We start from the raw sequence: 24,851 nt of genomic DNA, 5'->3' as shown, positions 1-24,851 counted from the left end.
AAATCACTAGATTATAAGCAACTTTTAAAAGAGCGGTGGAATTTACTTTTTCACTGGAATTTACTTTTTCAAGTCAGCAAGTGAAAACACGCTTCGCGAGTTTCCCCTTGTTATCGCGCCAATCGCCAAAGTCTCTCGCGCGCGGACTTTGGCTCATTGTTCGCGTAAAAAAAGCAGCCAGCCATACGTTTTGTACAGCCGCTGCCTCTTCGTTTTTTCTTCGATCCGTTACGCTACCGCGTGCATCGGATTCTTTCTCTCGAGGAACTCCTCGAACAGTGTGTTCTCACCGTCGAACTCAACGGTGAGGATCTTTGTAAGATCAAGGCTCAGTACTCCGAGAAGAGACTTCGCATCAATGATCATACGGTTATAAAATACATTCACATCAAAATCACAGCCGCTGGCAATGCTTACAAACTCCTTTGCCTCGTCTGCAGACGCAAATTTTACTTTTTTCTGTTTCATCATATTTCTCAAACTCCTTTTTGTTAAACCCACAGATGTCAAATACCTGATTCCATAAACCCTTTTTGCGAATCGTGAACAGCAATGGTTTCTAACATTCCAATATATGAAATGGTTCGAAAATGTTTCCATACTGCCTACGATTATACATTTATACCATATTCGGAGTTGAGCGTCAATCGACAGATGTCACCATCTTTTTGTTAAGTTTATGACAATTTTTGTCATTTGTCACAGAAAAGGCAGGTAGTTGTCTGATGTCTTAATCTGCAGGAACTCCTTATCAGCAAGTTTCTGCAAATGCATAGTAACCGAAAGCCGAATACATAAATGGCGTTTTTTATCCATCTATATATCCGGCTTTTTGTGAGTTGTCTATGATGTTATTACATCAGAATGTACTTTAAGATAAAGAGCACGGCCAGGATGTACATAACCGGAGTGATCTTCTCTTTCTTTCCTGCGAAGAGGTTCATTACAACATAGGAGATAACTCCCATGGAGATTCCCTCGGAGATGCTGTAGAAGAACGGCATCGCGATGATGCAGAGGAATGCAGGGATTCCGTCTGCCGGGTCCTTGAAATCGATCTCAGATACGGAGCCGATCATGTAGAAACCTACGGTGATCAGAGCCGGAGCTGTCGCAAAGGACGGGATCGCCAAAAAGATCGGGGACAGGAGCAGGGATAACAGGAAGAGAACCGCTGTTGTCAGGGATGTAAGTCCTGTTCTTCCTCCCTCAGTTACGCCGGAAGCACTCTCCACGAACGTTGTGATTGTGGAAGTACCAAGACATGCGCCGCAGGTTGTTCCGACTGCATCCGCAAGGAGCGCGCCCTTGATCCTCGGGAGCTTTCCGTCAGCGTCCAGCATGTCTGCCTTCGCAGATACACCGATGAGCGTTCCGAGTGTATCAAAGAGGTCAACAAAGAGGAACGCGAACACGATCACGATGAACTCAAGGACCGGAACGCCCTTTAAGCTGAACTTGAACATGATCGGTGCCAGGCTCGGGATCGAAATTCCGTTTGAGAAATCCGGGAGCAGGTTGTAGAAACCGAGATCCGGATTCGGAACATACACGCCGGCAAACTGGCAGATGATACCGAGGATCCAGGTGATCAGGATTCCCCAGAGGATATTTCCCTTTACATTCTTCACAATCAGAATTCCTGTGATCAGAACTCCGAAGATCGCAAGGAGAACCGTGATCCCGGCATCGCTCATGGATGCTGTGAGTCCGTCCGCAAGTGTGCTGTTATATCCGCTGATGGAGAACAGGCTGACGAGCGTGGAGCTTCCGATCACGATCTTCGCGTTCTGAAGACCGAGGAATGTGATAAAAAGTCCGATTCCGACGCTGACCGCTTTCTTTAAGTTGAACGGAATCGCGTTGAAGATCGCTTCCCTGATGTTAAAGCAGGAAAGGATAATGAAGATGATACCTTCTGTGAGAACTGCCGCAAGGGCAACTTCCCAGGAATACCCCATTCCGAGAACGACCGTGTAGGCAAAGTACGCGTTCAGACCCATTCCAGGTGCCAGAGCGAATGGGTAGTTCGCAAAGAGTGCCATACAGAGTGTTCCGATGAAGGATGCCACCGCTGTCGCCGTGAAGACCGCGCCGTGATCCATTCCCGCCGCTGCGAGGATGTTCGGGTTTACCGCCAGGATATACGCCATCGTCATAAATGACGTCACACCGGCCATGATCTCGGTCTTAACAGTCGTGTTGTTTTCCTTGAGATGGAAAAATTTTTCGAGACTCATTTGTTTCCCTCCAATTTGTTTTATCAGTTTTTGTTATAAAACCGTTAATTTTTATTATACGAGGTGCAGAAAAAAAACGCAAGGAAAAGAGCCGGATTTTATAAGTCAGCATTTTCCGGCAGTTCGCATTTCATGTCATAAAAAGGCCGCTCTCCCCTTTCGGTTAAGCGACCTTCCCTGTAAATATCATTATTTCAATTCTCTCTTCAAAAAAGCCAGCAAATTCAGTTTCGCCCGCTCCTCCGTATCTTTCCGCCTCGTCTTTACCTTCTTTACGACCTTTCCTTCCTGATCCCTGTGGATCCGGTAAACGATCCGCAGGTACTCTCCGACCTCTTCCCAAGCCTCTCGGCTCTCCGGGATCAGGTCGAGTCCCATCTGGAAGACGTGGAACATACCGTCGTAGACGGAACAGCGGACTTTTACGCCCTCTGCTCTCGCTTTCTTCGCAGCTTCCCGCGTGTCATCAAGAAGGACCTCATAGGAGCCCACCTGCATGAGCATCGGAGGAAAGCCCTCAAAATTTCCAAACAGCGGGGACAGATACGGGTCCTTCGGATCATCATCCCCGATATAGCTGCACTGGTAGAGCATATTTTCTTTCGAATTTCCAAACAATGGGTCGATCGTATAATTCTCCTCATACGAAGCCCCGCTGAGCGTCACATCCGTCCAAGGGGACATCGTGATGATCCCAGCCGGGAGCGGAAGCGCATGATCCTTTGCGTAGAGACAGAGCGCGAGGGCAAGTCCGCCTCCCGCGGAATCTCCGGCAACCACGATCTGTTCCGGATCGTATATTTTTTCATTTAAAAGCCATTTGTAGGCATAGACTGCATCCTCGAGTGCCGCCGGAAACGGATGCTCCGGTGCGACCCGGTAGTCAGGAGTCAGGACATCCGCCCCGAACCCCAGTTCCGAATATTTAACCGCAAACCGCCGGTAAATGTTCTTCATCGGACCGATATATCCGCCGCCGTGGAGCTGCAGGATCACCCGCCCAGTGACCGCCTGCTTCGGCTTTAAATATTCCATCACGAATTTCCCTGTCGGGATCAGTTCATAGATATAATCATTCGGGCACCGCCATGCCGGTTCCACCGGATTCTTTCGGAATTCTCCGGTCTGGATCGGCTTTTTTAAAGATGTCTCCATGATATCTCTCATCATATCCCTGGTCAGATTCCCGATCATGCTGACTTCTTTTCGGCTCATGTTTCATTCCTTTCCTGTCTGTTCCTTTTCCTCATCTATCACACATGAAATCTCCGCCGCAATTCCCGTTTCACACTCCTGTCCCCGAGCAGCACCGTGGCAAGAAGCGCTGCCACCGAGATCACCACAGAAAGCACTGTGAGCAGCGGATGCCTCGTCCAGCCGATCTTCCAGAAGATCAGCGGGATAAAGCTTAAAACCGTGATCGCGATCTGGTACATAAAATAGCTCTGCCAGTTCAGTCGGTTCACGAGCATCATGAGCAGGATCGCCGCCACTTCAAATAAGACAACGCACGGGATCGCATAGTCCACCGACCAGCCATGCAGTCCCGTCAGCGTGTCGATCAGAAGCAGGATCGCCTGGATCCCCAGACACTGCCTGACAAGGATCCCGGAAAGGCTTGCATGGCGCATCACGGAAAATTTTAATGTCATCGCCACATAGGCAGCGGCGCCCGCGGTCAGGAGTGACCATTTAAACGGGATCTGCCGGTAGGTTGCAAGATTTACGATCCCCGCAAGGACCGAAACGAACACCAGCGAAAGATAAAACATCCGGACAGCCTTTTTGATCTTTCTGCGGTCCTGTGCGATCACCGGATACCGTCCTTTATCATGTTCCCGGTCTGTGATCCCGTTGCTCTCCTGCTCCACCGGGATCCCCTGATCTTCCAGGAAACGGAAAAACACTTCCGGCAGACGATTCTCTGCCATTGCACTCGTAAACGCCAGGCAGAGCTTTCCATCGTAAGCTACCGCCCCGCATTTCATCCGCTGCTTCGGAGATGCACCGACGAGAAGCTCAAAATCCTCAACATCCTCTCTCAGATCTTCCCGGATCTTTGCAGGGCCGATGTTGGAAAAGGTCATCGTATGGGCGCGGCTTGTGCGAAGGAAGATCAGTTCCATCGCCAGATGCTTGATAAACAGAGGGATCGCCCTCACATACCACTTTTTCTCGTTGGATACATTGTAGGAGATCGTCTCCTCCAGTCGCTCCTTCACGATCTGTTCGTCCATCTGACGACTGACGTTTGTGAGGACCTCCCGGAAGTTCTCCGGCGCCCTGCCTTTCGGCCAGGAGATATTGACTACCGCAAAAAAATTTGCGAGCGTCTCCGAGTCAAAAAAGCTCCGCAGATTGACCGGAAGATTGAGCGCTGCCGGTTTTTTCAGGTTCTTCCCGTCCGTCTCTGTCCGGATGACAGACCATAGAAGTGCTGCTGCCAGGTATTTTGTGATACTGACCCCGTATTTCCGGCACTGTGCTTTTAGATCCGCGACCTGCAGTGTTCCCTTTAAGATCCCCATCTGGTCAAACGGAAGAAATTCCCCACTTACCTGAAGTGCCGGTTCGCTCTCATAGTGGCGTTTCGGTAATTTTCTGTAATAGCGGAGATAATCATCCTCTTTTAATGGAGAAAATTCTTTTTCTTCCGTGATAACCGGAAGATTTTTCTTTAACTCCAGATAATGCTCCGTCAGCCGCGAGGCAAACCGGAGAGCTCCGAGTCCGTCTGTCAGCCCGTGGAAAACCTCAAAATTGATGCGGTTTCCGAAGTAGCTGACACGAAACGGAAATCTCGCCGCACGATGTGGATCGATAAACCGGCACGGTGCGCTCTGCTCTTTCTCGATCACAGGATCCCGGTCGTTCGTCTCGAAATAGTACCAGAAAAATCCCTTCCGAAGCTTCACCCGGAAATTTTCAAATTCCGGGAGTGTCAGGAGCAAGGCTCTGTGGAGAAGTTCCTGATCCACCGGCTCCTTCAGATTCGCCGAGATCCGGAATACACTGCTCAGATCTTCTCCGGACACTGCCGCAAAAAGTTTTGCCGTGTTGTCCAGTCTCCGCCATGCGGCGCCCTGGATGCGCCGGCGTTTCTTTGTGAATTGCTCCGATAAATTCTTCATTCAGATCCCGCACCTCTTTCAGGATAAAAAAATAACCGGAAAAATAATTTTTCCGGTACATCAGAAGCAGGGGAAGAGGGGCTCGAACCCCCATCTACGGTTTTGGAGACCGCTGCTCTACCATTGAACTATTCCCCTATATTTTGTTGCGCATCACTTAATGCTCCATTATAGTAGCATGAAATGTTTTAATTGTCAACACTAATTTGAAAATTTCTTATATTTTTGTATCCGGCACTTCGAGCGAAAAAATCAGCTGCCTTATGCTAACCTGCAGACCGATCCTTTTCCGCTCAAAGCATTACCGCATCCTCCGTACTTTTCCGATCAGATCAGCTGGATCGCCTCTCTCACATTCTCCACCCCGATCAGTCTGATCCGTTTCTCATCCTTTAACTTCTCCAGATTTGATTTCGGGAGCAGACAGCTTGTAAAGCCCATCTTGATCGCCTCCGACACACGCTGGGCCGCCTGGGAGACTCCGCGGACTTCGCCGGAAAGACCGACTTCCCCGAAGATCAGCATCCCCGGATCCACCTCCCGGTTCTTAAAGCTCGACACAAGCGCCATCACAACGGCGAGATCCAGCGCCGGTTCGTTCATCTTCATTCCGCCCGCGATATTCACATAGGCGTCATACCGGCTCATCGCATACCCGCATCGCTTTTCCAGGATCGCGAGTAAAATGTTGATCCGGTTGTAATCGACGCCGTTCGCCGTCCGTCTTGCCATTCCGAAATTCGTCGCTGTCACGAGCGCCTGGACCTCCAGGAGGATCGGTCGCGTTCCCTCCAATGAACAGGCTACCACCGCCCCAGACGCTTCCTTCGGACGCCCGGAGATCAGCATCTCCGACGGATTTAGCACCTCGGAAAGTCCTTTTTCTTCCATCTCAAACACACCGATCTCGTTCGTGGACCCGAAACGGTTTTTTACTGCCCTGAGGACCCGGTATGCGTCATTCCGGTCTCCCTCAAAGTAGAGAACCGTATCCACCATATGTTCCAGCACACGCGGTCCCGCGACAACGCCCTCTTTTGTCACATGGCCGACGATAAAGATCGTGATCCCGTATCCCTTTGCGATCTGCATCAGGAGATTTGTCGATTCCCGGACCTGGCTCACGCTTCCAGGTGCCGACGAGATATCTTCCCGGAACATTGTCTGGATCGAGTCGATGATCACCACATCCGGCTTTGCGCGCTCGATCGCGCTGTGGATCGTGTCGAGATTTGTCTCGCATAAAAACAGAAGATCTCCCGAAATCTCCCCGATGCGGTTCGCACGCATCTTGATCTGCTTTAACGATTCCTCTCCGGAAATATAGAGGACCCGTTTTCCGGCCCCTGCAAGGTTTCTGCAGACCTGTAAAAGCAGCGTCGATTTCCCGATTCCCGGATCTCCTCCGACCAGCACAAGACTTCCCTTTACGATCCCGCTTCCAAGAACTCTGTCAAGCTCTCCAAAGCCCGTAGGCGTCCTGTCCTGCTCCTCCAAAGAAATCTCCGAGATGTGGACCGGGACCGCCGTCTTTCCGGCTCCGACCGCATTGATCTGTCCGGCCGGCGCTTTTTTCGTCTGGGCAACCGGTTCCTCGACAAATGTATTCCATTCCTTGCACACCGGACATTGTCCGAGCCATTTTGCGGACTCATAGCCGCACTCTTTACAGAAAAAAGCTGTATTTCTTGCTTTTGCCACGATATTCTCCCTGTACAGGAAACGCTCCGAAGTGTATCCCCGGAGCGCTCTGTGATACTGCCGTCCATATCCTGTCCGGACAGTGATTTCTGATTTTCCTATTTACTTGCGAACGATCTTGACCTCTACTTCTCTGCCCTCATTAAGTTCAACAGAAAGGCTCAGTTTACCGCTCATATTTGTCTTCATACCGCCGACGCCAACGCCGTCCTCGAAAACCTCATACTCGCAGTCATCCTCTAACTGTACTGTGATCTGGGCATCCTCAAATCCCTCGACTTTGAATGTCACTGTTGTATCGGTCACTGCAAAATCCTTTACAGCAGTTCCCGGAACAGACTCATAAACGAACATTCCGTTTCTCTCTAACTTTGTGATTTCCTTAAACGTCTTAACTTTATAAAGATCACCTTCGTGCTCGAAGTCTTCTACTTTAGATTTTGCTGCGAGGCTGTAGTTTCCGAAACTTAATGTCCCGTTTGCCTCTGTACGGATCAGTTCGTTGATTACTGACATAATGCTTACTCTCCTTTTGTGTATTTCAACAGAGGGCTTTCTCCCCTTCACTGTTGTAAATGCTGCAGGGATCTGATTACCGGACCAGGTCATCACTGCATCGTCGTGCCTATGATTTTACCACACTGGCGGAAGTTTTTCCAGCAGTTTGTGGATGTCTTGCAGAAAATTTCAGTTCTCCGTCCTTACAGGTGATCTTCACGGAATCTCCCTCCCGGACTTTTCCTTCCAGGACGAGCTCCGCGAGCTTATCTTCAATGAGATTCTGGATCGTGCGCTTCAACGGTCTCGCGCCATATTTCTCATCGTATCCTTTCTCGACAAGGTATTCCTTCACGTCATCACCGGCATTTAAGCGGATAGACATCTGGCTCTTTGTCCGCTTTTCGAGGATATTTAAGAGGATCGTCACGATCTCCTTCATGTGATCCTTCGTCAGCGGGTGGAACACGATCGTATCATCGATCCTGTTTAAGAATTCCGGCTTGAACATCCGTTTCACCTCGTCCATGACTCCGGTCTTCATGCGCTGATAGCGCACTTTCTCATCGTCCTGGGACATGAATCCGAGCTGCTTCGGCGCGATGATGTTCTCAGCACCGGCATTGGATGTCATGATGATGACCGTATTCTTGAAATCAATCTTATGGCCCTGGGAATCCGTGATATGACCGTCATCCAGCACCTGCAGAAGGATATTGAACACATCCGGATGGGCTTTCTCCACCTCATCAAAAAGGATCACAGAATACGGATTTCTGCGGACTTTTTCGCTTAACTGTCCGCCTCCCTCGTATCCGACATATCCTGGCGGGGATCCGATCATCTTGGAAACACTGTGTTTCTCCATATACTCCGACATATCAACACGGATCAGGGCATTTTCCGTTCCGAACATTGCCTCCGCAAGTGCTTTGCAGAGCTCCGTCTTTCCGACTCCGGTCGGTCCGAGGAATAAGAAGGAGCCGATCGGGCGCTTCGGGTCTTTCAATCCGACTCTTCCGCGACGGATCGCCTTCGCGACGGCAACAACCGCCTCGTCCTGTCCGACCACGCGCTCATGGAGAATGGATTCCAGTTTTAAGAGACGTTCTGTCTCTCCCTCTGCGAGCTTGCTCACCGGGATCTTTGTCCATCCGGAGATCACATCCGCAATGTCGTTCTCGTCCACAGTCAGCTGCCTGCTCTCCTTCTCACTCTCCCACTTTTCCTTCATCTTGCGGATCTTCTCCCGCTTCGAAGCCTGTTTCTTCTTGATCTCACCGGCGAGCTCGTATGCCTCGCTGCGGATCGCGTCCTCTTTCTCTTTCTCGAGCTTTCTGATGTCCTCCTCGAGTGTCTTGATGCCCTTCGGCTCCACATAGACCGTGAGTCTCGTCTTGGAGGCCGCCTCATCGACTACATCGATCGCCTTGTCCGGCAGGAACCGGTCATTGATGTAGCGGGCAGAAAGGCGGACTGCTGCCTTTAACGCCGCATCTGTGATCGTCACACGATGATGCTCCTCATATTTCGGGCGGAGTCCCTTTAAGATCTGGACCGCCTCGTCCTCCGTCGGCTCCTCCACAGTCACCGGCTGGAACCTGCGCTCCAGAGCCGCGTCTTTTTCGATATATTTCCGGTATTCCTCGATCGTCGTCGCGCCGATCAGCTGGATCTCACCGCGGGCAAGGGACGGTTTTAAGATATTCGACGCATCCAGTGCGCCTTCCGCTCCGCCTGCACCGATGATCGTGTGGATCTCATCGATAAAGAGCAGGACATTCTCCGCCTCGGTCACCTCACTGATCACATTTTTGATCCGCTCCTCGAACTCGCCGCGGTATTTGGATCCTGCAACCATTCCGGAGAGATCCAGGATCACCACGCGTTTTCCGCGGATCGTGTCCGGAACATCACCGGAAGCGATGAGCTGCGCGAGACCTTCGATCACGGCTGTCTTTCCGACGCCCGGTTCTCCGATCAGACACGGGTTATTCTTCGTTCTTCTGCTCAGGATCTGGATCACGCGGCGGATCTCCTTCTCCCTGCCGATGACCGGATCCAGTTTTCCCTCTTTTGCGAGAACCGTGAGATCGCGGCTGTACGCGTCAAGCGTCGGAGTCGCACTCTGTCCGCCCCGCGGCTGGCGTCCCTGAGCCAGTTCCTCTTTTCCTGCGTTTCCATCCTCTCCCATCGCGGATAAAAGATCGATATAGACCTTCTGGATGTTGATATTCAGTGTATTTAACAGGCGGACCGCCACACAGTCCGATTCTTTCAGTAACGCCATCAGGATGTGTTCCGTCCCGATTAACGGCGCATGGAACCTCACCGCCTCTTTATAGCTGTTTTCCAGCACATGTCTCGCGCTCGGCGTGTAGCCATCGCGTTCTTTGGTGGCTGTGTTCTGATAGGAAGAGACAAGCTGCTCCACAAGAGCGAGCAGTCTGTCGAGCTTCACCTCATTGGCCTCGAGGACCATGGCAGCGGTTCCGCTTCCCTCCTCAATGAGCCCCACCAGGATGTGCTCCGTCCCGATCACATGGGACCCCATATCCTCCGCCGCTTCACCGGCAAGAACGAGCGCCTCCTGGGCTTTTTCCGTATATTGTGCCATCTGTTTTCTTTCCTCCTGATCGATCAGAAATATCCGCAGACCCCGCACCGACCGGTGTCCTGGTTTTTTCGGTCATTTCTGATTTTCTGCAGCCGTTCAGTGCCCTTACAGGCGCAGGCACAAACCTGCTGAACAGTTGCGATTTTCTATCTTTTCTTCCGGAGATCATGCCTCCGGCTCTATAATTTCCGGCAGCCGTTTTCTCAAAAAATCCGCTCTCGCAGCATCCAGCTCATCTTTATCGAGCGGACGGTCTGCCAGACTCAGAAGATTTGCAGGCTGGATCCCGATCATCAGTCCGTAAACGGAACACGGCTCCTTCACCGTCAGGATCCCGTCTGTGATCCCAGTCATGATCTGGGACAGAAATTCCATTCCGTCCTTTCTCGTCAGGCGTCTCGCATATTTTAAGACTCCGTACGATTTATAGCATTCATCCGCTGCCTGCACCGGCTTTCTCTGGCGGTATTCCCGGCGCATCCGGCGTTCCTGGGCATCCAGCTCCAGCGCCGCCTTTCGCACGATATCAATGATCTCCTGTTCTGTCTGACCCAGAGTCTTCTGGTTCGAGATCTGGTACAGGGAACCGAAGTTTTCCGCGCCTTCGCCGTAAACACCGCGGACCTGGGTCCCAAAACGGCCCATATCCGCTACCAGGCTGCTGAAATTTTTGTTTTTCGACAGCATCGGCAGATGAAGGACCACTGCTGCCCGGAGTCCCGTCCCCACATTTGTCGGGAACGAGGTCAGATATCCGTATTTTTCATCAAACGCATAGTCAAACCGTTCTCCGATGTAATCATCGATCCGGTCCGCCTTTTCGTAAAGCCGGTCCAGGGTCAGCCCCGTCTGCAGCGTCTGGATCCGCACATGGTCATCCCCGTTTAAGAGGATCGCCGTGGACTCATCCTCCGACAGGATCATCCCCGTCGGATCTTTTTTCTTCATCACGCTGCGATTTAAAGCCCGCCGCTCTAAAAGTGCAGTCTTTTCCAGATCTCCCATCCTCTCCAGGTGTGTAAACCGGTACTGCATCCGGTCCATGGAGGCGATACCGGTGAGTCCGCCGAGAAGTTTCTCTGAAAGCTCCACACTCTGTTCCTTTGTGAGACGCCCGGGGAACGGGTACTCTTTCAGGTTTCGAACCAGACGGATCCGGCTGTAGATCACATTTGTACCTGTCTTTCCAGGCATCTCATACCATTTATCCATTCTGTTTCTCCTCTTTTAACGCCCGGATCTCATCTCTGAGCTTCGCGGCCTCCTCGTACTCTTCCCGGCGCACCGCGTCTTTTAATCTCGCTTCCATCAGGCGGATCTTTTCCTCTTTTGAAAGTTCCGGGATATTCACCGGATCCTCTCCCGGTCCGGCAGCTTCTCCGATCACCGCCGGATCCGGCTGAAATCCTGCCGGATGTTTTCCGACATGTTTTTCGCTGCCCTGAAGATGGCGGATGTGGTCGCTGATCAGCGGATCAAAAACACTGTAGCAGTCCGGGCATCCAAACCGGCTGTCCTTTACAAATTCCTCATACGTTGTTCCGCAGGTCGGGCATACGACGCCGGAATATTTTTCATCCTCTTCCTCCGTCTCCTGGGTTCCAAGGAGTCCTGAGAGAAGTTTTCCCAACGGGAACTCTCCCTCAAAGAGTGCGGAGAACTGTCCGAGGTCCGCATGGGCGGCACACTGGGTACAGAGGTTGTGCTCGGTCTTCACGCCGTTGATGACTTCCACGTATTTTACGGTTGCTTCCCGTTTTTTACAATGTTCACAAAGCATGAATGTTCCTCCTTTATGCCTGTCCGCCAAACTCATCATAGATCTGGTCCACAAGGTTGTGGATCTCGTCTCTGCCGACGTTTTTGCAGATCCCGCGCGCCACGATCAGCGCAAGATCATTTTTCATCTCCTCCATCGTCCGCAGTTTATCCATATCCAGGGCGATTACGGCCCCGCGTCTGCGGTCCAGACGCAGGAAGCCTTCCTGTTTCAATACAGCATATGCCTTATTGACTGTATGCATGTTAATTCCGATCTCATCCGCAAGCTGTCTGACCGACGGAAGGCTGTCCCCGTCGTGAAGCACATCCATCGCAATGCCGCAGATGATCTGGTTGCAGAGCTGGGTGTAGAGCGCTTCCTCACTGTCAAAATCAATCTTCAATACCATTCTATCACCGTCTTTGTTTTAGATTTTTGATACCGGGACCGCGCAAACAGCCCCGGTATCATTGTATTCCATTTGTTATATGTGTATAGTAACAGATTGCATGGAATCCGTCAAGCGGAATCATGATTTCGACGTACATATGTTCTTTTCAGCTTTTTATTCCAGGTCCAGCCTTCCCTCCGCTGACCGGTTCACCGCGATCCGCTCGATCGTCCAGGCGATATCCGCGGCCTTACCTTTCAGTTTTTCCCAGGCATCCGGATCCTGGTATACACGAAACAGTGCTCCGAAGATCACGTCATATTCTCTTCTCGCACCTTCCGGAAGTCCCGTCGCCTCCGAGATCTCGTCAAAGCGGTATCGCGCAGCTTTCGGGAACTGGTCTTTTTTCATCTCATCCCCGGAATTTTCATAGATATATGCCCCGAATCCGGCCTTCACCGCATCCGGCTTTGAAAAACGCAGTTCCTTTTTCTTCTCGTCGAGGGAATAAAAACAGGAATACAGCGTGTTTCCTCTCTTATCTTTAAAACCCCTGTATTCCCCGCCGGACGGGTCATACACAAACCTCCAGCCGTCATCGCGGAATTTCTTTCTCCACCCATCCGGGAACGCATTGATAAATCCGGCAATCATGTTTTCTTCCTCCGGGCCCACATCTTTTTTCGTCCCATCCGCGTTCACTGCCCGGATATCCCCGGCCGGATCCGGCTGTCCGTCATAGTCAATATAGGAAAATCCGGCATATTCATTTACGCGCATGCTCCCGTCCGGACGAAACGCATAAGTCCTTCCCCGGATCGTGCGAACAGCCTCCTGATTCATCGTTCCGTCCGCATCGAACCAGTACCACTTTCCCTTATCCTGAAACCACTGGATCATCGCATTTCCAGAAGGATCATAATAGTACCAGTTTCCGCCGCCCGGACCGTCGTACTGCCAGCCCTCCGAGAGGGAACCATCCGTATTAAAATGGTAACGGATGTTTCCGATCGTTCTCCATCCCGTCTCCATGATCCCGTTTTGATCAAAATGATACCACTCACCGTCAAGATCCTCCCAGGTGCCGCGCGCCGCTCTTCCGTCCGAATATTTGAACGTATACCCGGCATCCGTGAGTGTCCACGTCCCGTCCGCAGCGAATGACGTCATGGCATGTATGGCAGTCAGTGCGAGGGCTGCGGCCGTCAACGCATATTTTTTATTCTTCTTCACAGACAGTCCTCCTTTCCGCGTTTTCCGCTGTTTTCTGTTCGTTATGATCCGCAGCCAGTCATTTACAGAGTCTGACTTGTCGGCACAGATCTGCCGGCCGTCTGCTTTCTGACAGCCGGGCTGCCAAGCGTCCTGTCCGCCGCTGCTGTTAAATCTCCGTTCTCATCCACATCAGGAGCAGACGGATCCTTACTATTATCGGTTGAATCTGTGTGTAAAATCATTTATACTGAATAAAGGATTGTTTCATCCAAAGTCAGCATTTTCACGGACTCGGCCCCGTCAGAACAATACTGACCGCGGTTGATTTCTGGTCTGCAATCCTTTCGCCGTCCATCGAGGACAGGCGAATCCTTACTATTATTGACAAAGAAACTCACACGAAAGGATTTTTATATGAAACGATTTTTTGCCTGGGTGGGAATCCTCATCATCGCCGCGGTATTTCTCTCCCTCATCGTCCTGACATTCACCGGAGGTTCCGAAAATGTCATCATGGCACTTCTCTTCTGCGTCATCGTCATCCCGGTGATGCTCTACGGCTACGCGCTGATCTTAAAATATCTCCGCGGCAGGAACAAAAAAGACGATCAGCAGAATCCGTAATCCTTCGCCATCTTTTCCAGACGGTCAGCAGCCATTTTCAATGTCTCTCTCCCTCTGGAAAAATGCAGGCGGATATAGTTGTTCACCGGCTCCTTAAAGAAACTGGAGCCCGGCACTGCCGCCACACCATACTTCTTTATCATCCATTCACAGAACTCCAGATCTGTCCATCCGGAAAATTCCGGTCTCTCAAGGAATCCAGAAATATTCACAAGAACAAAATAGCTGCCCTGCGGAGTTGTGTGCGGGAGTCCCATCTGCTCCAGTCTTCCGCAGAGATAATCTCTCTTTTCTGTATAAAGGTCTTTCAGCCATTCATAATACTCCGGTCCAAATTTTAAGCCTGTGACTGCTGCTTCCTGAAGAGGTGCCGCAGCGCCCACCGTGAGGAAGTCATGAACCTTCTTTGCCGCCTCGATCACGCGCTCCGGTCCGATCAGATAGCCCAGTCTCCATCCGGTCATGGAATACGTCTTTGAAAGCGAGCTGCAGGTGATCGTCCGCTCGTACATTCCCGGGAGTGCCGCCATGGAAATATGACGGTTTCCATCATAAATAATATACTCGTACACCTCATCGGTGATCACAAATGCATCATACCGCTTCGCAAGCTCTGCAATCTCCCCCATCTCTCCCATAGTAAATACTTTTCCGCACGGATTCGACGGATTACAGAGGATCAGCGCCTTTGCTCCGTCCCGAAACGCCTGCTCCAGGACCGCTCTGTCGTAATGGAAATCCGGCGGCACAAGCGGAATATAGATCGGGTCTGCCCCGGAGAGGATCGCGTCTGCCCCATAGTTTTCATAGAACGGGCTGAAAACCGCAACCTTGTCTCCCGGATTGCACACCGTCATCATCGCTGCCATCATGGCCTCCGTTCCTCCACAGGTCACAACGATCTCCTTATCCGGATCGATCGGACGATTCCATTTCTTTGTATACATGTCTGCCAGAGCATCGCGGAAATTTTTCGCTCCGAATGTGATCGAATACTGGTGAGGGCCATGTTCCACCGCCACCTTCAATGCCTCCAGGATCTCCTTCGGCGGATCAAAATCCGGGAATCCCTGGCTCAGATTGATGCTGCCCGGCGTCATATCGTTAATTCTCGTCATTCTCCGGATGACGGAGTCCGTAAATGTCTGTACTCTTCTGCTTAATTCCGGCATAGGAAAAACCTCTCTTCTGATGTATTTTGTCATTTATGATACCGCTGCCTCCTGAGCAATTACGCACTTGCGGGCCCTGCGGTCTTTTATCCTAGTATCATCTTACCACAACTGATCCGCGTGGCATATTTCTTTTTATTTACAATTTTATAAAAAGAACGGAATCCTACCTTAGTCAGAGATTCCGTTCTTATATTGTTTTCATCTTTATCTATCAGCGAAACTTTATCTCCCCCTGTAACGCAAAAAGACTCAAGTCTTTCGACTTGAGTCTTTCGTGCGGAAGATGGGACTTGAACCCACACGATGTAACCACCACAAGATCCTTAGTCTTGCTCGTCTGCCAGTTCCGACACTTCCGCGTATCGGGTGTTTCAAGATTTCGTATCTCTCACCGACGCATATTAATATACCACACCTTTTCATGTTTGGCAAGTACTTTTTTAAACTTTTTTTATTTTTTTAATAGCATGTTTTATTTGTACAATTTGTATAACTGATAGCTATCAATTAACTTTATCCATAGTTTTTTCTCACGCTTCTCCCTTTACTCTCCACAGTCCAACCGCTGGGGCTTTGATGAAATAATACTCTTCCCCATTGTCCTCATACCAGCCCGTTTCCTTTCCCTTCGGCTGGTATTTTTTCATCATCGGCCCGATATCGGTCCACTCATAGCCCACGGATCTCATGATCTCCTCCGGCATAAGTTTTGGATCTGCCGCGTAGGTGATCTTAAATCTACCGTCCGACGAGCCGTGGATCAAGTGGGCCGCCGCCATCTCGATTCCGTTGAACTCCCCATTTTCATAGGCATTCTGTATCGTTTCCGTGCCGCTGTAACCGTATTTTCTGATACAGGAGTCTACCTCCTCATTCTCCCCAAAGGATTTTATCCCAGGTGCCAGGATCAGAAGTTCTCCTCCATCCGCGATCGCCATTCTTGTCCGGTAGACCGCTTTATTTCCAACCCAGGTACTGCCGAATTCCGCCGGATCCAGCCACGTGACAATCTTTTTCGCCCGTTTTGGAAGCCAGGTGATGTTCTTCTTTTCCGCAAGTCTGCATGCCGCAGAAAACGTCTCCCGCTCCTCGCCGATATAGAAACCGTAGAGATCAGAATCCTGATGTTTCTCACAGGTCACCGTCAGCATGAATGTGATTTTAAGCTGATCCAGGAAATTTTTCTGGACATAGTCAAAGATCCGTCTCACCGGCGTATTTTCCCGTCCCATGATCTTCTCGATTCCGCAGATGGCGCTGATCATATGGGATTGGTTGATCATGTCCCTGCCGCCGACTCCCACCAGCAGGTTTTTCGTGTAATTTGCCATTCCCACCACCTCATGGGGAACCACCTGACCGATGGATACGATCCGGTCAAACTCTCCTGAAAGAACGTTTCTGTTTAATTCAGCCGTAATCGCTCTCCTGTATGTTCCCCCGGTCGCTTCAGAAACAATCTCTTCCGGCACAATGCAGATATCTTCCGTGTCATTTTTCCAGTTATGACTTAAAAAACACACATCCGGGATTGCTCCGAAAAATCTGATTCTCTCTTCTCTCGTCATCTGCCGGTGTGTCCCCACCGCCGGCATAATCCGAACTTTGCATTCCCCAGATAATTTTTCATACAGATACGCGGTAATCTTTCCCGCATAAGAATAGCATCTCGTAATGTCCGGAGGCAGGATCAGAATCTTCTCTCCCTGTTTCACCTGGCTGATCCACGTTTCCAATATTCTCTTCCACTCATGATCCGCTAATGCCGCTTCTGATTTTTCTGCATAGATCATCATCTATTCTCCCTTCATATTGTATATTCATCTCTTTTGCCTTTTCACACATATTTTAGCCATTGCAATAATCTTACATATATCAGAAATTTTTCCGCAGCCAAGACCGGCACTGTTGATCACCCAACGCGATTTAAAAATCCCGTGCTTTGTAGTCACCATATAAAAGAAATTCCCTGTTTCATCTTTTTTGCGGTCAATTCCCGTCACTTCATGATCAAAGAAATATTTTGCTCCATTCTGTGCTGCATTCTCTGCCAGAGCAATCGTATAATTAAACGGATCCACAATTCCCGAGTTTTTCGAGAACATGGCAAACTCTCCCACCGCAGTCGGAACGAGTTTATGAAGTTCTTCTTTGCTTAAAAGATAAAGTTCAGACGCACCGTTCTTTTCTCCCTGAACAATCGTTCTCTTTAACGTCTCCAGATCTTCCGCCGTCTTTCCCACCAGCACTTTTCCGCAGCGTTTGAAGCTGAACCCCAGATCCTTTGACCAGAGTTCTTTTTCCGTAGGCAGCTTATCTCCCGCCCGGTATGGCGTTTTCTGAATCATATTCATAATTTCATCTGCAATTTGTTCCACCAGCGTTCGTGCCTGCACTCCCATATATCATCATCTCCTGTTCCTTCATTCACCTCTTCCATTATACATAATCCATTCATTCTTTCCAAGTTCAAATACTTGTCCGTAAATTATCTTTAAAGATATTTTGATTCATCGTTTTATCATTCTCAGCTATGTTCAGTCTGCTTTTCCCTTTTACCTTCTCCAGAAAAAATTTTTCTACTATAGTAAAGCAAGAGCGGAATCCCACTCAAATCCAGGATTCCGCTCTTATATCACATTCATTTATCAGCATGATCGGACTCTAATTGACGATATATTATATCCACATCAAAATCAGGTGCCGCAGTTTTTCTTCGTTTTTCGAATACCACAGACGCCTGGGAAATCAGGCAATGAACTTTTTAGAAATAAAGTTTTTGTTGATGTGTATAATCTTACCACTCTCGGCTAAAAAAGGAAAGAAGATTTTCCGCCACAACGCAAAAAGACTCAAGTCTTTCAACTTGAGTCTTTCATGCGGAAGATGGGACTTGAACCCACACGATGTAACCACCACAAGATCCTTAGTCTTGCTCGTCTGCCAGTTCCGACACTTCCGCGTATCGGGTGTTTCAAGATTTTGTATCTCTCACCGACGCATATTAATATACCACACCTTTTCATGTTTGGCAAGTACTTTTTTGAATTTTTTAAAAAAAATATTTTTTTAGCAATATTCAAAAAACTGTTGACAAATCCATTCCCTTATACTATAATATATTTTGTCAATGAGATACGTCATCTGACGAGATGCAGAAGTGGCGGAATTGGCAGACGCGCACGGTTCAGGTCCGTGTGATAGCAATATCATGAGGGTTCAAGTCCCTTCTTCTGCACGAAGGCTTAAGTCGAAAGACTTAAGCCTTTTTTGTTTAGTAGAAAGTTCCGATGGCACTTCCCATCACCAATTCGCCCGTTCAGTGCAATACGCATCTCGATCATCCCTCCCCTCTATTCCTTTCACTGCCATCCCATCACCGATAAAGCTCCAGACTTGGATCGTCGCCTCTGGGAAACCGTTTGAAAGCTGCAAACATTCCCACCGCCAGCCCAGCGCAGCGTCGGCATCCTCTCCGCCAACACACAGCGCCGGTGAGGCTCCGGGCATGGGCCGCCTGATCCCGGGAGCTGGTTTCCTCTTAGCCTGCAGGAGAATGCGTTGGAGAGCGGCGGACACTTGTCTGAGCGCAGCGAGTTGTGTCCGCAGTTCTCCGTCCTTAGCATTCTTCTGTGGGGTTAGAGGAACCCTCCCGGAATCCCGAAGTGTCCAGGCCCGGAGTCTCACCGGCCCATACCTTCCGACACTATGAATCAACCCACTTCTCTCTTTCAAACCAACACCCAGCAGCAGACACCCCGCAAACACAAAAACCTTCCCGACAGATCACTCTATCAGGAAGGTTTTCTCTTATCTCACTGACAATTAAGCCAGTTTTGTTTTTGCTAACTCAGCAAGCTTTGCAAAGCCCTCTGCGTCATTGATAGCCATATCGGATAATACCTTACGGTTCATAACAACACCAGCCTGCTTTAAGCCGAACATGAACTTGCTGTAGGAAAGACCGTTGATTCTAGCTGCAGCGTTGATACGAGCGATCCAGAGCTGTCTGAACTGTCTCTTTCTCTCTTTTCTGCCAGCGTAGGAGCTTGTTAAAGCTCTCATTACGGACTGCTTTGCTACTCTATACTGTTTGGAACGAGCTCCTCTGTAACCTTTGGCTAACTTGAGCACTCTGTTATGTCTCTTCTTGGCATTTAAGCCACCTTTAATTCTTGCCATTGCTTAATTTCCTCCTTAATCTTAATTCCGAAAACAAATTATAAATACGGTAAAATCTTCTTCATTACCTTGCTGTTTGTGATATCGGTAACGATGTCTTTTCTAAGATTTCTCTTACGCTTTGTGGATTTCTTAGTTAAGATATGGGACTTATAAGCTTTATTTCTCACTAACTGACCAGTTCCGGTCTTTTTGAAACGTTTTGCAGCTGCTCTGCTTGTTTTCATTTTAGGCATTGTTGTTTCCTCCTTAAAATTGTTCCCTTATCGTTTTGCAGTTAAAAACATTACCAGGCTTCTTCCCTCTACTTTGGAAGGCTTATCGACAACAGCGATATCGGAAAGTTTCTCAGCGAAATCATCCAGAATATACTTCGTCTGGTTCATATGAGCCATCTCACGACCGCGGAAACGAAGCGTAATTTTTACCTTGTTGCCTTTTTCGATGAACTTTCTCGCAGATCCGATCTTTGTATTCAGATCGTTTGTATCGATATTCGGGGAAAGACGAACTTCCTTCACCTCAACCGTTTTCTGCTTCTTTTTCGCTTCCTTCTCCTTACGGATCATCTCATACTTGTATTTGCCGTAATCAATGATCTTACATACCGGCGGCTTCGCTGCCGGAGCAATCTTTACAAGATCCAGTTCTGCATCTCTCGCCATTTTGTAAGCGTCTTTTGCAGACATGATTCCAAGCTGCTCACCATTTTCTCCAATTAAACGAACTTCCTTATCACGGATCTGCTCGTTAATCATTAACTCGCTAATAGCCGTACACCTCCAACTCTCATACTCTACATATGTCGATAGAAAAGAAAAAGCAGATAGGTAACTATCCGCTCGTAACTGCATTGGTTTGGCATGCTGCTGCATGATAAAAACCGATGTCTATGAACCCGGGTCACTTACTCGTGCCAGGGTGAGGCGGATACCTGCTTTCCTGTCAGTTGTTCTCACAACTTATGTAAGTTTACTATAGGAATCCCGTTTTGTCAATCCCTTTCTTTAAAAAAAATCATCAGACGTCGCGCTCTCCGTATCAGGTCGATAAGCCGCGTGAAAAAGCCGGAACGCACAGAACGCAGCCGGATTCCATGTCCGCTGCGTCCCGTCACTTCCTTTTTTTATTTTTCCCTGAAGCTCGCACACTCTGTCTGTCCGACCGCCATAGCCCCGTCACCGGCGATCGTGATCCGCTCTGCCCGGCATGTGCGGTCATCATTGTAAAGGCAGTTCATCACATCGCAGTCGACCTGCAGCTTCGATTCCGGTGTCTTAAAGAGGTTCTTAAAAAGACCTCCGCGATTTTCCTCAAAACTCCCGCAGCAGGTATCACAGCAGTTTCTCGCCTGTGCGCCCTCCACGAGGATCGTATTTTTACAGCAGCATTTTTCCGCGTTGTGAACACATGTTGTCACTGTACAGTCCAGTTTTGTCATAACATGACCTCCTTTTCTTTTCAGAGATCATTATGAACAAAAAGGTCCCGGATTATTCACCACGGAACCTTTTTCTGGCATATCTGCACCACACAGTCGTTATTTTCTGCCTGTTTTACGCCTCTTCCATCGGATATTTCAGTCTCTTCAGGCGTTCCATCAGCGTGCTGCTGTCCTTCATGAGCGGATAGATCGTAACGATCGGCTTGTCATTCTTATCGATCAGTTCATAACTCACGATCGAACCCGTCTTTTTCTTCTTATACACGACCGCTTTTTTCAGATCCGTAAATGGGACCACTTTTTTCCTTCCGATCACAGGATTCACCCGGATCGTCTTTCCATCGATCGTAGTCTTCCATAAAAGCCCCCAAAGAGCAAACAGGAGACCAGCGATCCCGCAGATAACATAGAATGCCTTGATAAACGGTTTTCCATCCGCTGCCGGATTCATAAAAAAGCTCCCCATTGTCAATACATCCACGATCCCCATGAACGGCACCACCAACGTATACTTCAGTTTGAGTGTCGGCAGTTTCTCGATCTGCATCTTCTCTTCTTTCTTGATCTTCATCCCCACAATCCTCTCCGTTTTATTTTTCGCGCAGATCACTCATCCCGCACAGTCCCTGTCCCAGGCAGGAAGTTTTGATCCATTTACGCATTTTTTACTTTCTCGATCACCTTATTGCAGCGTTTCTCAAGGAAGCCTCCAAAAGTCTCCTTCTTCCCGCGGTAAAAACCGGCTTTCTCCACCGGTATCGCAAGAGAACGGTTCCAGAAGATCATATAATATTTGCTGGTCTCCTTGATCCATGCGATCCCTTCGTACTGGTACTCCGTGATGATCCCCGGACGCTCCACGGTAAAGGTATCCTCATAGAAATTCAGGGTGCAGCGCTCTCCTTTTAAGCCGGAACTCTCCAGAAGCTGCAGAGCCTGATTTTTATCTGCCGATATCGAATTTGTCTTTTTCCCGGAAGTCTCCCCGTTCTGTCTCTCATTCATTCGTCTCAAGACCACCGCTACCACAAGGCCGCAGAGCACCGCCTGCAGGATCCTCGTAGACGTTTCAAGCTGTCCGAACGCCATGTAAACAGCTGCTCCCACAAGAAGCGCCATCAATGTATCCTTCAGTCCGAAATCCGGGAGCTGAAACCGGATCTTCTTTCCGTTTTCTTCCTTCGGCATCATCCTCGGTTTGGATGCCACGACCTGATGATAAAACATATCTTCATCATATGTTGATCTTACTGCGTATATTGGTTCCATCCTGCACCTCCTATCGTACCGTGAGCTGTTCCATCGGAAGATGACATTTTTCCGTGAGGAAACCTGCAAGTTCCGTGGAATTTCCCTGCACCGCGTCATCCTTCATGAAATACCGGACCACATTTCCGCGTTCCACGATCACATACATGCCGGACATATCGATGAGACGTCCCACATTATCGTACTTCACACGGGATTTCTCATTCTTTCCGACAACCTCATATCCGTCATCATAGAAGCGGTATTCCCACTGGTAATTGTCATCCATCTTTCCTGCCTCAAACTGCAGATGGATCTGTTTCTTCGCATCCATCCAACCTTTGAGGAGCGCATATCCGCCGAACAGGAAGCCCATGGCACAAAGGATCCCGATCATCATCAGCGCATCCCCGATCGTGCCTCCGACGATCGCCTTCGCTGCCATGCAGAGCAGGAACACTCCCAGAAAGATCGACATGATGCGTTTTCCGCCGGACTGGAAACCAAGTTTCCGGACTCCTTTTTCCAGATGAAGCAGCTTTTCTTCCGTCACATGGTGCCGGATGATAAACCTCGCATCCTTTTCATTCCGTAATTCCATCTTATTCCTCCTTGTGTCGCAACTATTTTTTCAGAACTATTACTGGAAGACAATGATCGCCGCTGTCAGGCTCACGATCCCCAGAATGATCGATGCCGAGTTCACTGCACTGGCCAGATTGATATCTCCATCAAGCATGGACGTATACGCGACTCCGAGCGCCGATACCGGACCAAACATCAAGATCGCAAGTGTTCTGCGGATCTCCTGGGAAAATGGAAGGAACTGATAAAACAGGACCGCCAGGACCGCCGAGATCATGAAGCGGGTTCCCAGGATCTTCGCCACACTGCCTGTCTGTTCTCTCGTCATATGTAATTCCAGCCCCAGACCGATCATTATCATGGAAAGGAATGTATTGGCATTTCCCACCGTCTCAGCAACCTGGTCCGCAAAGACCGGAAGCCGGAGTCCCGCCATGGTCAGCGCCGTCATGATCACATAGCAGTCAAAAGGAACCGACTTTAAAAGCTGCACCACGATCCTGCGGATCTGGTGTTTATCCCCGTTTCCTCCTTTTCCGGCAACTGACATCGCCACTGCATAGGAACCGCCGGTACAGACCACCGCGTTTCCCGTATCAAAGAGACTCGTGCACGCCACGCCGGGCGCACCTAAAAATCCCTGGACGAACGGCATGGTAAAACATCCAATATTATATCCCGAAGCATTCACAAGACCAAAGGCCTTCTGCTCTCTCGTTCCCCTTGCGAACAGTCCGTAGCCGATCACCGCGTACGCGCCGCTGCACAGGAAGCCGATCAATACGATCACCAGCATGGAGACATCCATGGTCGCCTGGCCGAAATTATGGATGATCGCCGCCGGCAGTGTGATCTTTGTGACAAGTTTTGAGAAGACCGGAAGATCCGTCTGATGCAAAAGACCAATCTTTTTTAAACCGTATCCCATCAGGATGATCAGAAAAAAACATCCCGCTTTCAATAATACTGCACTCATTTTTCATGTCCCTCTTTTTATGTCTTTTTGGCAGAAATATAAACAAAGGTTATTATATCTCAAAGTCGCGATCGAATCAATCACTCTTTTCCATCCGGAAAAGTATTGATCCCATATCCCAGAGTGATTTCACATAGCGATTTCGTTTTTCCCGCACTGGACAGTTTTCTGTTCTGATGTTATACTTGTTCTGTTCTCATACAGTTTTCAGGGAGGTTTTTTACCATGTCCGAAGAAAAAGATGCAAAAATTCAGGAACTGGAAGCCGAGATTGCCCGTTTGAAAGAAGAAAATTCAAAGCTTCAGGAGACTGTCCAGTGGATGCATGACCTGATCTGGAAGATGGTCCGTGACCGCGAGGGGCAGAAAGGAGATCCTGCCGATGGTACATACGCTTGTTCCGATGTCCGTGAAGATCAAGATCAAAAACTTTGAGACACCGGCACGGCTGATCAATCACATGGAATTATCCTGTGCAGTTGGTATGGCATGCCGCGAGGCTTCGCTCCCATGCCCGGTGGGAACTGCAGGAATGGGGCTCAAAGAGTTCGTAAAGTCAGTTCCGGATACTATTTTTTCAAGTCCGGCCGTCAATGAGAAATTGAAGGTTCTGATCCGCGATTATATCTATAAGAAGGGCGAGGTTCTGGATGACGACTCACTGATCACCCTGAAACTCGGATATGAAGAATCTTAGGTGTGGCTGCCGCGAGCCAGGTCAGCCGCATAATCTGATCCGGATCCGGATCATAATGGAAGGAGTTTACAGCGATGGGAATTACTGAAAAAGAGTTTCTCGATAAAATGATCGCGCTGGCAAAAGCAGGCGAGGATGAAATGGAGCATTTAAAATGCATGTTTTACGCATGGGCAGAATTTTTCGAAGCTGACGAGGAGACCGTAAACGGGATTGCCGAACTTCTCGCTGACGCCGCGGAGATTTCCGATAAAGATGCGTTTATCAAAAATTTAAACTGTATTTTATAATTGCAAAAAGACCGGATCCTGCGTAAAGAACGGATCCGGTCTTTTTTGTTTACGCGAATAACGAGCCAAAGTCCG

Annotated in this window: 26 protein-coding genes and 4 tRNA genes; 5 read left to right on the top strand and 25 right to left on the bottom strand. The window is 49.3% G+C overall.

What is annotated here, in order from left to right:
• Nucleotides 1–228 precede the first annotated feature (228 nt).
• The 12 genes from GPK90_RS08850 to GPK90_RS08795 form a co-directional block, all read right to left on the bottom strand.
• Nucleotides 229–471, bottom strand: coding sequence for an HPr family phosphocarrier protein (locus GPK90_RS08850; protein ID WP_405578954.1), 243 nt, complete (start codon nt 469–471; stop codon nt 229–231).
• 383 nt (nt 472–854) lie between these two features.
• Nucleotides 855–2,240 carry an NCS2 family permease gene (locus GPK90_RS08845; protein ID WP_215702779.1) on the bottom strand — a complete coding sequence of 462 codons (1,386 nt, stop codon included), beginning with the start codon at nt 2,238–2,240 and terminating at the stop codon, nt 855–857.
• A 189-nt stretch (nt 2,241–2,429) separates the two neighbouring features.
• A complete protein-coding gene (locus GPK90_RS08840) occupies nt 2,430–3,455 on the bottom strand; it encodes an alpha/beta hydrolase (protein WP_215702778.1) in 1,026 nt (341 codons plus the stop codon).
• 38 nt (nt 3,456–3,493) lie between these two features.
• The gene (locus GPK90_RS08835) at nt 3,494–5,371 is read right to left on the bottom strand and encodes a DUF6320 domain-containing protein (RefSeq protein ID WP_215702777.1); all 1,878 of its coding nucleotides are present in this window, start codon (nt 5,369–5,371) and stop codon (nt 3,494–3,496) included.
• A 67-nt stretch (nt 5,372–5,438) separates the two neighbouring features.
• Nucleotides 5,439–5,509 (bottom strand) — tRNA-Trp (locus GPK90_RS08830).
• A 189-nt stretch (nt 5,510–5,698) separates the two neighbouring features.
• Complete coding sequence (gene radA / locus GPK90_RS08825) at nt 5,699–7,072, bottom strand: DNA repair protein RadA (protein ID WP_118298431.1); 1,374 nt, start codon at nt 7,070–7,072, stop codon at nt 5,699–5,701.
• A gap of 102 nt (nt 7,073–7,174) precedes the next feature.
• A complete protein-coding gene (locus GPK90_RS08820; protein ID WP_118298430.1) occupies nt 7,175–7,588 on the bottom strand; it encodes an endosialidase in 414 nt (137 codons plus the stop codon).
• A gap of 109 nt (nt 7,589–7,697) precedes the next feature.
• Entirely contained in the window at nt 7,698–10,187 is a 2,490-nt protein-coding gene (locus tag GPK90_RS08815) for an ATP-dependent Clp protease ATP-binding subunit (RefSeq protein WP_215702776.1), read from the bottom strand.
• A gap of 165 nt (nt 10,188–10,352) precedes the next feature.
• Nucleotides 10,353–11,399, bottom strand: a complete 1,047-nt coding sequence (locus tag GPK90_RS08810) for an ATP--guanido phosphotransferase (protein ID WP_215702775.1) — start codon at nt 11,397–11,399, stop codon at nt 10,353–10,355.
• The gene (locus GPK90_RS08805; protein WP_118529727.1) at nt 11,392–11,967 is read right to left on the bottom strand and encodes a UvrB/UvrC motif-containing protein; all 576 of its coding nucleotides are present in this window, start codon (nt 11,965–11,967) and stop codon (nt 11,392–11,394) included. Before GPK90_RS08805 ends, GPK90_RS08810 begins: the two co-directional genes overlap by 8 nt.
• Nucleotides 11,968–11,980: 13 nt before the next feature.
• The gene (locus GPK90_RS08800; RefSeq protein WP_118298427.1) at nt 11,981–12,358 is read right to left on the bottom strand and encodes a GntR family transcriptional regulator; all 378 of its coding nucleotides are present in this window, start codon (nt 12,356–12,358) and stop codon (nt 11,981–11,983) included.
• A 156-nt stretch (nt 12,359–12,514) separates the two neighbouring features.
• Nucleotides 12,515–13,573 (bottom strand): hypothetical protein, encoded by a 1,059-nt coding sequence (locus GPK90_RS08795; RefSeq protein ID WP_215702774.1) that lies wholly within the window; start codon nt 13,571–13,573, stop codon nt 12,515–12,517.
• Between the two features lie 396 nt (nt 13,574–13,969).
• Here GPK90_RS08795 and GPK90_RS08790 point away from each other — a divergent pair, with 396 nt between their 5' ends.
• Nucleotides 13,970–14,179: a hypothetical protein gene (locus GPK90_RS08790; RefSeq protein ID WP_147352380.1), complete on the top strand. Its 210-nt coding sequence runs from the start codon at nt 13,970–13,972 to the stop codon at nt 14,177–14,179.
• On the opposite strand, the gene GPK90_RS08785 is transcribed toward GPK90_RS08790, so the two are convergent.
• The 5 genes from GPK90_RS08785 to GPK90_RS08765 all read right to left on the bottom strand — a co-directional run bounded on the left by GPK90_RS08785 (nt 14,164) and on the right by GPK90_RS08765 (nt 18,316).
• On the bottom strand, nt 14,164–15,351 hold the full coding sequence (locus tag GPK90_RS08785; RefSeq protein ID WP_215702783.1) for a pyridoxal phosphate-dependent aminotransferase: 1,188 nt from the start codon (nt 15,349–15,351) through the stop codon (nt 14,164–14,166). The two genes, GPK90_RS08790 and GPK90_RS08785, sit on opposite strands and share 16 nt — an antisense overlap.
• A gap of 278 nt (nt 15,352–15,629) precedes the next feature.
• A tRNA-Leu gene (locus GPK90_RS08780) sits at nt 15,630–15,713 on the bottom strand.
• 171 nt (nt 15,714–15,884) lie between these two features.
• The gene (locus GPK90_RS08775; RefSeq protein WP_215702773.1) at nt 15,885–17,150 is read right to left on the bottom strand and encodes a nickel-dependent putative hexonate epimerase; all 1,266 of its coding nucleotides are present in this window, start codon (nt 17,148–17,150) and stop codon (nt 15,885–15,887) included.
• A gap of 24 nt (nt 17,151–17,174) precedes the next feature.
• Nucleotides 17,175–17,756 (bottom strand): FAD-dependent oxidoreductase, encoded by a 582-nt coding sequence (locus GPK90_RS08770; RefSeq protein WP_215702772.1) that lies wholly within the window; start codon nt 17,754–17,756, stop codon nt 17,175–17,177.
• 476 nt (nt 17,757–18,232) lie between these two features.
• Nucleotides 18,233–18,316, bottom strand: a tRNA-Leu gene (locus tag GPK90_RS08765).
• A 192-nt stretch (nt 18,317–18,508) separates the two neighbouring features.
• Between GPK90_RS08765 and GPK90_RS08760 the strand changes: the two genes are divergently transcribed.
• A tRNA-Leu gene (locus GPK90_RS08760) sits at nt 18,509–18,592 on the top strand.
• 587 nt (nt 18,593–19,179) lie between these two features.
• On the opposite strand, the gene rplT is transcribed toward GPK90_RS08760, so the two are convergent.
• The 8 genes from rplT to GPK90_RS08720 all read right to left on the bottom strand — a co-directional run bounded on the left by rplT (nt 19,180) and on the right by GPK90_RS08720 (nt 23,789).
• Nucleotides 19,180–19,536: a 50S ribosomal protein L20 gene (gene rplT / locus GPK90_RS08755; protein WP_118298422.1), complete on the bottom strand. Its 357-nt coding sequence runs from the start codon at nt 19,534–19,536 to the stop codon at nt 19,180–19,182.
• Nucleotides 19,537–19,574: 38 nt separating this feature from the next.
• A complete protein-coding gene (gene rpmI / locus GPK90_RS08750; protein WP_021906099.1) occupies nt 19,575–19,772 on the bottom strand; it encodes a 50S ribosomal protein L35 in 198 nt (65 codons plus the stop codon).
• 27 nt (nt 19,773–19,799) lie between these two features.
• Entirely contained in the window at nt 19,800–20,294 is a 495-nt protein-coding gene (infC, locus tag GPK90_RS08745) for a translation initiation factor IF-3 (RefSeq protein ID WP_118298421.1), read from the bottom strand.
• A gap of 368 nt (nt 20,295–20,662) precedes the next feature.
• The gene (locus GPK90_RS08740) at nt 20,663–20,977 is read right to left on the bottom strand and encodes a DUF1540 domain-containing protein (protein WP_118322093.1); all 315 of its coding nucleotides are present in this window, start codon (nt 20,975–20,977) and stop codon (nt 20,663–20,665) included.
• Nucleotides 20,978–21,092: 115 nt separating this feature from the next.
• Nucleotides 21,093–21,551, bottom strand: coding sequence for a DUF6560 family protein (locus GPK90_RS08735; protein ID WP_215702771.1), 459 nt, complete (start codon nt 21,549–21,551; stop codon nt 21,093–21,095).
• A gap of 83 nt (nt 21,552–21,634) precedes the next feature.
• Entirely contained in the window at nt 21,635–22,249 is a 615-nt protein-coding gene (locus GPK90_RS08730) for a YcxB family protein (RefSeq protein WP_118529722.1), read from the bottom strand.
• A 10-nt stretch (nt 22,250–22,259) separates the two neighbouring features.
• Complete coding sequence (locus tag GPK90_RS08725) at nt 22,260–22,829, bottom strand: hypothetical protein (protein ID WP_118529721.1); 570 nt, start codon at nt 22,827–22,829, stop codon at nt 22,260–22,262.
• 39 nt (nt 22,830–22,868) lie between these two features.
• On the bottom strand, nt 22,869–23,789 hold the full coding sequence (locus GPK90_RS08720) for an AEC family transporter (RefSeq protein ID WP_118529720.1): 921 nt from the start codon (nt 23,787–23,789) through the stop codon (nt 22,869–22,871).
• Between the two features lie 225 nt (nt 23,790–24,014).
• Here GPK90_RS08720 and GPK90_RS08715 point away from each other — a divergent pair, with 225 nt between their 5' ends.
• The 3 genes from GPK90_RS08715 to GPK90_RS08705 all read left to right on the top strand — a co-directional run bounded on the left by GPK90_RS08715 (nt 24,015) and on the right by GPK90_RS08705 (nt 24,776).
• Nucleotides 24,015–24,224, top strand: coding sequence for a hypothetical protein (locus GPK90_RS08715; protein ID WP_118529719.1), 210 nt, complete (start codon nt 24,015–24,017; stop codon nt 24,222–24,224).
• Complete coding sequence (locus tag GPK90_RS08710; RefSeq protein ID WP_118529718.1) at nt 24,172–24,486, top strand: DUF3837 family protein; 315 nt, start codon at nt 24,172–24,174, stop codon at nt 24,484–24,486. The genes GPK90_RS08715 and GPK90_RS08710 overlap by 53 nt, the downstream gene beginning before the upstream one ends.
• 74 nt (nt 24,487–24,560) lie before the next feature.
• The gene (locus GPK90_RS08705) at nt 24,561–24,776 is read left to right on the top strand and encodes a hypothetical protein (RefSeq protein ID WP_118529717.1); all 216 of its coding nucleotides are present in this window, start codon (nt 24,561–24,563) and stop codon (nt 24,774–24,776) included.
• Nucleotides 24,777–24,851 lie beyond the last annotated feature (75 nt).

The sequence above is a fragment of the Clostridium sp. MCC344 genome, assembly GCF_018785365.1.
Lineage (GTDB): Bacteria > Bacillota > Clostridia > Lachnospirales > Lachnospiraceae > Pilosibacter.
This window is presented reverse-complemented; position numbering and strand designations above follow the sequence as displayed.